Annotated in this window: 8 protein-coding genes and 1 tRNA gene; 3 read left to right on the top strand and 6 right to left on the bottom strand. The window is 66.3% G+C overall.

Features of this window, described 5'->3' with window-relative positions; all coding sequences use genetic code 11:
* The coding region (locus CLV70_RS38330; RefSeq protein ID WP_245908807.1) for an ISAs1 family transposase at positions 1 to 635 on the bottom strand (635 nt) is incomplete at its 3' end.
* A gap of 145 nt (positions 636 to 780) precedes the next feature.
* On the opposite strand from CLV70_RS38330, the gene CLV70_RS41920 reads away from it, so the two are divergent.
* Positions 781 to 1,059 (top strand): tyrosine-type recombinase/integrase, encoded by a 279-nt coding sequence (locus tag CLV70_RS41920; protein WP_106131520.1) that lies wholly within the window; start codon positions 781 to 783, stop codon positions 1,057 to 1,059.
* A gap of 98 nt (positions 1,060 to 1,157) precedes the next feature.
* Positions 1,158 to 1,766: a hypothetical protein gene (locus tag CLV70_RS39475; RefSeq protein WP_146164348.1), complete on the top strand. Its 609-nt coding sequence runs from the start codon at positions 1,158 to 1,160 to the stop codon at positions 1,764 to 1,766.
* A 303-nt stretch (positions 1,767 to 2,069) separates the two neighbouring features.
* Here the strand turns inward: CLV70_RS39475 and CLV70_RS38320 are convergent, their stop codons facing one another.
* The 5 genes from CLV70_RS38320 to CLV70_RS38300 all read right to left on the bottom strand — a co-directional run bounded on the left by CLV70_RS38320 (position 2,070) and on the right by CLV70_RS38300 (position 7,616).
* Positions 2,070 to 3,812, bottom strand: coding sequence for an ATP-dependent nuclease (locus CLV70_RS38320; protein WP_106131519.1), 1,743 nt, complete (start codon positions 3,810 to 3,812; stop codon positions 2,070 to 2,072).
* A gap of 308 nt (positions 3,813 to 4,120) precedes the next feature.
* Positions 4,121 to 4,192 (bottom strand) — tRNA-Val (locus tag CLV70_RS38315).
* A 27-nt stretch (positions 4,193 to 4,219) separates the two neighbouring features.
* Positions 4,220 to 4,684 (bottom strand): peroxiredoxin, encoded by a 465-nt coding sequence (locus CLV70_RS38310; protein WP_106131518.1) that lies wholly within the window; start codon positions 4,682 to 4,684, stop codon positions 4,220 to 4,222.
* 77 nt (positions 4,685 to 4,761) lie between these two features.
* Complete coding sequence (locus CLV70_RS38305; protein ID WP_106131517.1) at positions 4,762 to 5,196, bottom strand: DUF3052 domain-containing protein; 435 nt, start codon at positions 5,194 to 5,196, stop codon at positions 4,762 to 4,764.
* 110 nt (positions 5,197 to 5,306) lie between these two features.
* A complete protein-coding gene (locus CLV70_RS38300; RefSeq protein ID WP_106131516.1) occupies positions 5,307 to 7,616 on the bottom strand; it encodes a transketolase C-terminal domain-containing protein in 2,310 nt (769 codons plus the stop codon).
* A gap of 54 nt (positions 7,617 to 7,670) precedes the next feature.
* On the opposite strand from CLV70_RS38300, the gene CLV70_RS38295 reads away from it, so the two are divergent.
* Positions 7,671 to 8,075 (top strand): YjbQ family protein, encoded by a 405-nt coding sequence (locus CLV70_RS38295; RefSeq protein WP_106131521.1) that lies wholly within the window; start codon positions 7,671 to 7,673, stop codon positions 8,073 to 8,075.
* Positions 8,076 to 8,354: the final 279 nt, after the last annotated feature.

Here is an 8,354-nt window from a genome sequence, read left to right as displayed (position 1 = left end):
CCGCGTTCGGCGAGGTAGGTGACGTGCTCACGCTGGCAGTGCAGCGCGTCGGCGGTGATCACCGTGTCGCGCAGGTCGCCGATCTGGTCGAGCAGAGGCTGGAACCGGGTGATTTCGTTGGTCTTGCCGTCCACGTCGGTGTCGGCCAGGACCACACCGCTGGCCTGGTCGCAGGCGGCCATCACGTGCCGGGCGGCTGTGTCGGTGGTGCGGGATCCGCGCAGCGACTTGCCGTCGACTGCGATCGCCCGCCTGCCTGTCGTAGCGCCGGGCGTGGCTCGCCCGGCGAGCCATTCGCCGATCGCCGCGGTCAGCAGCTGCGGGTCCAGGGCCTGTAACAGCCGGCGGATCATCGCTTCGGACGGTCGCCGGTCCGGGGTGATGCCCAGGGCCAGGACGGTCGTGTCCGGAGCATCGGCGACCCATTCAGCGATCGCGGTATACGAGCGGTAGCCGGCCACGACGGCGCAGACTGCGGAGCTCACCACGACCGGTAGTCGATGTCGGACACCTCGCCGGGCTCGCGGATCAGGCAGACCGGCGAGTGCTGCGGGCAGCCCACCAGCGGTTTCAGACACAGTCAGAGCCGGTGCACTGGACAGAGAAGAGATCAGCGATGATGACAGTGCGGGCATGACTCACTTCGGATAGATCATCGTGGCGTAGAGAACCTTGATGATCTTCTGAACCGGTCATGCCCGTCTTGTTGCCACCAACAGCCGCGCTTCTACTCCGAACTACTCAAGCCGGACACCATCACGACTTTGCCGGGGCCCTGGGGTGTTCACCCAACCAAACGGCCGGCCGATCGATCCCCGAGCCGATCACGAGGCGTGGAAGAAGCTCCTACGCGACGCTGGTGTACGCGATGCCCGGCTGCATGACGCGCGGCATACCGCCGCGACCATGCTCTTGGTGCTCGGCGTTCCCACGCGCGCTGTCATGGAGGTTATGGGCTGGTCTCAGATGGCGATGACGACTCGGTACCAGCACCTGGCGCCCGAGTTGGTCGGTGGCATCGCCGAGCAGGTCGCCGGACTCCTCTGGCGGGCCCAGTGATGGCTGGCCGGAACACCTCAACCAGGTGAGTGGGAAAGGCGGGACGAGTCGGCCTCAGCCTCACCTCGGCTTCTCGTTACGATCTATGCTCCTCAGCCATGGCCACCGCCCTCGCGATCATCGCCGTCGCCATCAGCATCGCCGCTTTGTCGGTGTCTATATGGACCGCCCTTATCAACCGACGTAACGCAGTTGCGGCAGAGGACTCTGCCGTATCCGCGAGGCTCGCCGCCGAAGCCGCCAAAGAGTCGGCACGACATTCTGAGAAGTCATCGGAGTCGGCTGCGGTTGTCGCGCATGCCGAGACACAACGCGACCATCGAGCATTGCGCCCCGAGCCGCCCCTTCAGGAAAGCATGCTGCGAAGAAAGCACAATAGCCGCACCCACGTCTCCGGTCGCTTCCTCGTATTCACGCCACAGCGCACCTTCCGAGTGGCCGGTGATGCTTTGATCGGCGAGTCCCGCCGACCTCTGTCGCTAGGGCCGGTCATTGAGGGAGGAAGGGAGGTGGAAGTCTACTTGGATGAGGGCGCCCGCGGACCGCAAGTCGAGGCAGTCAACCTACGATTCTGGCCGGCACTTGCTGGAGATCCTGGCGAAGAATGGGCTTGCCAATGCGGTCGCAATACCGATCCATCCGGGTCTCCACATTGGGAGTGGGCGATCACCATCCCGCCGCAGCGGAAGCCATCGGCCGTGTTTTGATAGACCTTGGCTGCGGCTGGAACACTCCATGCGCACCGAATTGCTCGATCATCCGCGCCGCTTCACGAGTGCGTATAACTAACCGAAGATTCGTAACTAACAGCGACGACACTCGCGTCCAGCCATATCGCCTCACATAAAGAGCAGGTGGTCACATTGCATGTCAGCTTTGACTGAGGGCGAGCATCAAGGTCACCAGACGTCGACGCGATGGCGCGTTAATGCGCCTTTCGCTATCAGCAGGTGCCGAAGTTTGAACGCGATGGCAGTCGCAATGCACACATGGCAGACCCCGTGCGCCGCTCAAGAAGTCCTCAACGCTTCTTCCAGTCCAAGCACGAAGTCCGCCAGCTCACTGGCGACTTCGGAACGTCGGATATGCACGGACAGCGCTCTTGCAGAGACGGCCTTCTTTCCAGACGTCTGCAGCTTTGCGTTCAAACCGTGCAGCAGGTCCTTAGCCCGCGCCATTTCCAACTTCATGCCATGCCCTGTCCATTCTTGCTCGAACTCCTGGATCAGCGCCTGATTGACGGTTACCTCACTCAGCTTAGCGTCGCCGATTTCACGGCGCCGCTGCGCCAAGAAGTTCGACTGCACTTCAATCCTAAGGTCTTCTGCAACGTCATCCAGCATCCCTTCGACCTCTTCGAACGGCACATCTACCATTCGCGCGATCGCCGAAGGCACTATCAGGTAGCTTTCGAGTTCCTTGCGGCGCCAAACGTGGCACTCGACGCCGATATCGGCGAGCGCTTTCTCGACATCGAAAATGGCTTCACTCCCCCTGTAGTCGCGATCCAGGAGAACGGCCACCTTAACGGCATTTCCTAGCAGCTCTTTTGCCATCCAAGAGAATGGCTTCACGTTGGCCCAGTTCGAGAATCCTTCGAGCGGGATGACAGTAACGCCTCGCTCTCGGGCGAGCAGCCCAGCTCCTGATGTCCTAGCAAGGTTCTTCAAAAGTTTCATATCTTTGCCCTCTACGAAGAGGGCGAGCTTGCTACGGAGTGCGCGCGCAACACCGAGGTTGAACCCGCTTCCGAGATGAACGTTGACCTGGTCGAGAAACTTTTCATCGCGAACGCGCCGAGCGGTTCGACGCGTTCGATCCACCCAGACAACAGTCTCTCGCGATGCTTCCGTTAGCATCTCAGGTGCATGGGTGGCGACGATTGTTTGAGGCGTCGAATCCTCTAGGAGGTTGATCAGCCGCCGCTGCAGATCAGGATGCAGATAGACATCTGGCTCGTCCAGCACTAGAACGTCCGCATCCCTATGCCGGTACAACTGATACAGGATCTGAAGCCAGATCTGCATGCCATCGCCGGCCCAGTACAGCTCCTTCTCTCGTCTCCCGCCAGCCTCCACATAGAAAAAGTCGAGTTCAGGCGGGAACGTGTCGGAGTCTAGAGCTAGCCTAAGTGAAGCGACTTCCGGCGTGTTTTCCAAGGCAAAAGATATGAACTCGTCATAATCGTCGCGACCAAGTCCGTGTAGTTGATTTCGGAAGTGACGACTAGCCAACCTCGAACTCTGATTCTCGGCAACGTACTGTCTCCGAAGAATCTCCTCACGGTGCTCGATCGGAGTAAGAACCGGGATCACTCCGACGCCTGACACTGCTTCACGCACGTACTTGGTTGTTCGCGCCTGCAGTCCCGGCATACGGTCGACATAGAAGAATCCCTGTTCAGCATCACGCGGCCACACAGCATGCAGCTCCGCCGAGCTCTTGAACTTCAACACGAGCCGAGCAGTGTCCTCAGAAAACTCGTGCTTGATGTTCTCGAATACGAATCCCGAAAGTTCGCGGATCGGTAGATCATTCACGCGGAAGCCGATGACGTCCCTTTCTTGATCTTGAAAGGCTGCAGTAGGGTTCCGGCGACTGGCGTGGGCAACCATGGACGAAGCCAGGCGAAGGGCTGAAATGATCGTAGACTTCCCGGCGTTGTTCGGTCCGATAAGGACGTTCTTTCGCCCGAAGCGGAGGGAGAAGTCTGCGAAGCCCTTGAAGTTGGTCAGCCTCAGCTCGTCTAGCACCTGATGATGCTAGACGAGCCGGGCAGGAAACGGTATCCAATTCATCAGCACGCCCGGATTTCTACATGTATAGCGTTGGTCAAGGACGTCGTGGTTACCGTCCACCACCCCAGCGGAGCGGAATCCGCATGACTCTCACTTGACCTTCGGGCCCGCCGACCGTTCAGCTTGACTCCGAACCTCGTCGCCTGGCCGCACCAACACGTTCGGCCGCACCAGCAACGCGCGTGGAGAGGGCAATGAGACCGGAACTGAGACCGGAACCAGCCGGTCGACGGCCGGATGTCCTTCCGCCGCTGGTCAATGGGTGGGCGCGGTAGGTTTCGAACCTACGACCCCTCGCTTGTAAGGCGAGTGCTCTCCCGCTGAGCTACGCGCCCGGTTCCGTGGATACCGGAGTGGTCATCCTACCTGAGGGCTTCCGCGATCTTCTTTCGCCAGGTGTGCTGGTCGCGGCGTTCGCCGGGGAGGTTCATCTCGGCGAAGCGTACGGTGCCGGCGGGGTCGAGGAGGAAGGTGCCTCGGTTGGCGTAGCCGCGGTCCTCGTTGAAGACGTCGTAGGACCGGGCTACGGCTCCGTGGGGCCAGAAGTCCGACAGGAGGGGGAAGTCGTAGCCTTCGCGGTCCGCCCAGACCTTGTGGCTGTAGACCGAGTCGACGCTGAGGGTGAGGACCTGGAGGTGCTCGTTGGCGTACGCGGGGAGGTTGGTCTTGATCTCGTGGAGTTCGCCCTGGCAGGTGCCGGAGAAGGCGAGGGGGTAGAAGACCAGCAGGACCGCCTTGCGGCCGCGGAAGGCGGTCAGGGTGATGTCCTGGTTGTTCTGGTCCTTGAGGGTGAAGTCCGGGGCCTGGGCGCCCACGTCGATCGGCATCCGGCCAGCTTAAGCCGCCGCGCGGCGTCGGGACCGCGCGGCGTCGGCCGCGCGGGGTGCGCGGTGCCGGTTCTCCGCTACTTCTTCTTCGCCGCCCCGCGGGGGGAGACCAGGCGGGCTGCCGTCCAGTCCTTGCCGGCGTTGACCGTGGAGGTCTGCTGGAGGCCTGCCGTCGGCGCGCTCTCGCTGACCTCGCTCGGCTCGACGTGCCCGTCGCGGCCGGCCTTGGGGGTCAGGAGCCAGACCACGCCGCTGTCGGCGAGGGGGCCCAGTGCGTCCGTGAGGAGTTCGAACAGGTCACCGTCGCCGTCGCGATACCAGAGCAGTACCGCGTCGACCACCTCGTCGGTGTCCTCGTCGACCAAATCGCCCACGCGTTCGGTCAGGGCGTCACGGAGATCCTCGTCGACGTCGTCGTCGTAGCCCATCTCCATGACCACCATGGTCGGCTCGAAGCCGAACCGGTCCGCCAGGCTGCGTACGCCGTCGGCCTGACCAGCGGTCGCGCTCACTGTCGAATTCCTCCTTGCTGTTGTCGGCGCCGCTGTCGACGGCGTTTCCGTGGGGGTAGTCCACACACTCGGGGGCTTGCGCGCAAGTGGCGCACCGAGTGTGTGGCAATTTACCGCGCCAGCAGGGCGTGGGCACCCTGTGTGATGGCATCTTCCCCGATCAGGACCTGCTGCGCTGCCGGACCGAGCGGAACCGGCGAGTCGGCTGACGCTATCCGGCGGGCCGCGCCCACGAAACCGCCGTCCACCAGGGCCGCGAGGATGCCCTCGCCGACGCCGCCGGAGCGCCGGGTCTCGTCGACGATCAGGACGCGGCCGGTCGCCGAGGCCTCCCGGACGAGGTCGGCCACCGGCAGGGGGCTCAGCCAGCGCAGGTCGACGACGCGGGAGCCGTACCCGTCGGCGGCGAGCTGGGCGGCGACCCGCAGCGACATCCGTACGCCGTTGCCGAACGTCAGGATGGTGAGGTCCTCGGCGGAGCCGAACGGGTAGGTGCGGGCGCGGCCGATCGGGACGTGCGCGGCGGCCCACTCCCCCGGCGGCGCGTACGGCGCCAGCCACTCGTTGTCGCCCTGCTGGAACAGGTCGCGGGTGTGGTAGAGCGCGATCGGCTCGAGGAACACGCTGACGGTGCCGTCGACCGCGGCGGCGGCCAGGCAGGAGCGCAGCATCGGCGCGGCGTCGGCCGGGCGGGCGGGCACGGCCAGGACCAGCCCGGGTACGTCGCGCAGCACGGCGACCGAGTTGTCGTTGTGGAAGTGGCCGCCGAAATTCTGCTGGTAGGCGAGGCCGGCGACGCGGACGACCATGGGGTTGCGGAACGCGCCCTGCGAGAAGAAGGACATCGTGGCCGCCTCGCCGCGGAGCTGGTCCTCGGCGTTGTGCAGGTACGCGAGGTACTGGATCTCCGGGATGGGCAGCAGCCCGGTCAGCCCGGTGCCGAGCCCGAGGCCGAGGATGGACGTCTCGTCGAGCAGGGTGTCGAAGACCCGGTCCGCGCCGAAGCGGTCGCGCAGGTTCTTCGTGACGCCGTAGACGCCGCCCTTGGCCGCCACGTCCTCCCCGTACACGATCGCGCCGGGGTTGCTGAGCAGGCCGTCGGTGAGCGTGGCGTTGATCGTCTGGGCGAGGGTCAGCGGTCCGCCGTGCTCGGGCAGCTTGCCGCCGAACGCCTGGGTGCGCGCCGCGGATCCGGCGCCGCTCGCCCGGGTCGCCGCGTCGGTCACGTGCCGGGAGGCGCGCAGCGGGCGGCGGGGGGCGAGCGGGGCGACGATCTCCGCGGGGGTGGTCAGCTTGGGCTCCCCGAGGACCTCCTCGGCCACCTTGCGGACCTGCCAGCCCAGTTCGTCGTACCGGGTGATCAGGTCGTCGGGGGTGGCGAACCCGCCCTCGACGAGCAGCCGGGCGGTCCCGATCAGCGGGTCCCGGTCCAGGTCGCGGGCGACGTCCTCGGCCTTGCGGTACGCCACCTCGACGTCCGCGCCGGCGTGCCCCATGAGCCGGACCAGGTCCAGGTGCAGCACGGCCGGCCGGCGTTCCGCCCGCACCCAGTCGGCGGCCTCCCGCGCGGTGTCGTACGCGCTCGCCAGGTCGCAGCCGTCCGCGGCGAAGTAGCGCAGGCCGGGCCGGGCGCGCAACGTGTCGGCGACCCAGCCCCGCGGCGACGGGACGCTGATGCCCAGCCCGTTGTCCTCGCAGATCAGCAGCAGCGGCAGCCGCCGGCCGAGGTGGTCGTACCAGCCGAGGGTGTTCAGCGCCGCGGTGGCGGTGGCGTGGTTGACCGACGCGTCGCCGAAGGACGCGACCGCGATGGCGTCCGCGGGCCAGCGGCTCTCCACGCCGCGCAGGGCGGGGGCCTGGGCTATCCCGTACGCGATCCCCACCGCCCGGGGCAGGTGCGAGGCGATCGTCGACGTGGCCGGGATGATCCGCAGGTCGGCCCGGCCGAAGACCTTGTGCCGGCCGCCCGCGACGGGTTCGGCGGCCGAGGCGACCACCCCCCGCAGCACGTCCCGGGCGGCCTCGACCAGCGGGTCGGTGTCCTCGTCGGGCGCCGGGCCGGCCTGCACGGCGCGGACACAGTAGAACGCGCCGGAACGGTAGTGCAGCAGGGCCGGATCGTCCGGGCGCAGGGCGGCCGCGACCGCCGCGTTTCCCTCGTGGCCGGACGACCCGATCGTGTAGAAACCCTCGTTGAAGCTGCGCAGCCAGCGGGCGGCGAGGTCGAGGTGGCGGCTGGTCAGCTGGGCGTCGAAGAGCTCCCGGGTGCGGGCGCCGGTGAGGGCGGAGCCGGCCCGCACCGGGTCGTCGCCGGGACGGGCGGGGGCGTCCGGCGGGCGGGGCTCGCCCGGGCGCAGGGCGGCGACGGCGTCCCGGAAACGCTCGTCGAGGTTCTGCGGGGTGGTCACGCATCCCAGCATTCACGACCATGGCGAGCCCTGCCACCGCGCGGCAGCGTGCAAGACTTCCCCGTCATGGACACCACCGTGATCACCGTCCGGACCGGTAACCGGCCGGTCGTGCGCGACATCACGCGCGAGGCCGAGGCGTTCGTCCAGGGCCGCGGCGACGGGTTGCTGCACGTCTTCGTCCCGCACGCGACGGCCGGGCTGGCGATCATCGAGACCGGCGCCGGCTCCGACGACGACCTGCTCACGGCGGTGGACGACCTGCTGCCGACCGAGGACAAGTGGCGGCACCGGCACGGTTCGCGGGGGCACGGCCGGGATCATGTGCTTCCGGCCTGGATCGCCCCGTACGCGACGCTGCCGGTGCTCGACGGCCGCATCGCGCTCGGCACCTGGCAGTCCGTCTGCCTGGTCGACCCGAACGGCGACAACCCGGAACGCCAGGTGCGCTTCAGCTTCCTGGCGGGCTGAGCCGAAGTTACTGCTCAGTACGTGTGTCGAGCGTCGCGTAGCCGCACGGTAGGCGTGACGCCAGCCACCGTAACGAGGCAGGATGGACCCATTAACGTGCGGTTCACACAATGGCCCGCACGGCCCGACACCGACAAGAGGAATGCCTGTGGCCACGGAACGCAAGCGCCCGGTGATCAGCGACGGCCTGCCGAGCCAGCTTCCGGACATCGACCCCGAGGAAACCAGCGAGTGGGTCGAGTCGCTCGACGGAGTCATCGACGAAGGCGGGACCAAACG

The organism is Pseudosporangium ferrugineum, assembly GCF_003002065.1.
Taxonomy (GTDB): Bacteria; Actinomycetota; Actinomycetes; order Mycobacteriales; family Micromonosporaceae; genus Actinoplanes; species Actinoplanes ferrugineus_A.
The sequence above is the reverse complement of the archived record's forward strand: the minus strand, read 5'-3'. Positions and strand labels throughout refer to the sequence as shown.

Coding starts and splice junctions, on each gene's coding strand:
- CLV70_RS39475 (WP_146164348.1), top strand. CDS start 1,158: ATGGCCACCGCCCTCGCGATCATCGCCGTCGCCATCAGCATCGCCGCT.
- CLV70_RS38310 (WP_106131518.1), bottom strand. CDS start 4,684: ATGCCGATCGACGTGGGCGCCCAGGCCCCGGACTTCACCCTCAAGGAC.
- CLV70_RS38300 (WP_106131516.1), bottom strand. CDS start 7,616: ATGCTGGGATGCGTGACCACCCCGCAGAACCTCGACGAGCGTTTCCGG.
- CLV70_RS38295 (WP_106131521.1), top strand. CDS start 7,671: ATGGACACCACCGTGATCACCGTCCGGACCGGTAACCGGCCGGTCGTG.